The sequence below is a fragment of the Photorhabdus bodei genome, assembly GCF_003287735.1.
GTDB classification, from domain to species: Bacteria; Pseudomonadota; Gammaproteobacteria; order Enterobacterales; family Enterobacteriaceae; genus Photorhabdus; species Photorhabdus kayaii.
The window spans coordinates 1-588 of sequence record NZ_NSCM01000154.1 but is presented as its reverse complement, the minus strand read 5'-3'; the positions used below and the strand labels follow the sequence as shown (position 1 = coordinate 588).

Annotated in this window: 1 protein-coding gene; it reads right to left on the bottom strand. The window is 62.8% G+C overall.

Annotation, left to right across the window (positions count from 1 at the left end):
- Positions 1-74: 74 nt before the first annotated feature.
- Positions 75-588 (bottom strand): type VI secretion system tip protein TssI/VgrG (tssI, locus tag CKY02_RS23235; RefSeq protein ID WP_240002136.1); only part of this gene is annotated, 514 nt, incomplete at its 5' end.

Genomic DNA, 588 nt, shown 5'->3' with positions numbered 1-588 from the left:
GGGAAGGTTGGTTTCGGCTGCAAACCCTGATAGACGGCTATTTGCTGGCTAAATCGGTTGATTTGGAGATCTGATCAAGAGACAGGACCGGCCCAGGGCTGGGTGACCCGTATCCAGCAGGAGCTGTTATCGTTGCTCCGGCCGTAGCGGTCCCAGAGGAATTGCAGGCGGATACGGCCGTACGCGTCGCAGTAGATTTCTTCGCCGGCCGGGCCGACGACTTTGGCAATCTGCGGACCCTCCATCACCGGTTTGGCTAACGGGGCCGGGCGCCAGTGCTGATTGTCGGCAATGAAGGTGAAGTCGTTGCTCAGGGTGGTGCCGCTCTCCCCGGCGGTCTGTTCCAGCGCCTGCGGCTGACTGCCCCGGTGGGTGACGCTGACCAGCTGCCAGAGCCGGTTGAGGTCGTCCCGGGGATGGTGAGTCAGGGTGAACAGCACGCCGGGCCGCATCGTCGCGGCGTTACTTTCCCCGTCGCCGGTCAGGGCGTTGTTGCGCAGGGCTTCCAGCCGGTAGCGGGTGAAATCCGCGCCGTGCTGTTCGTCTTTGAAGCGGCCGGGAAAATCGAAGTGTTCATAGCCGGTATGC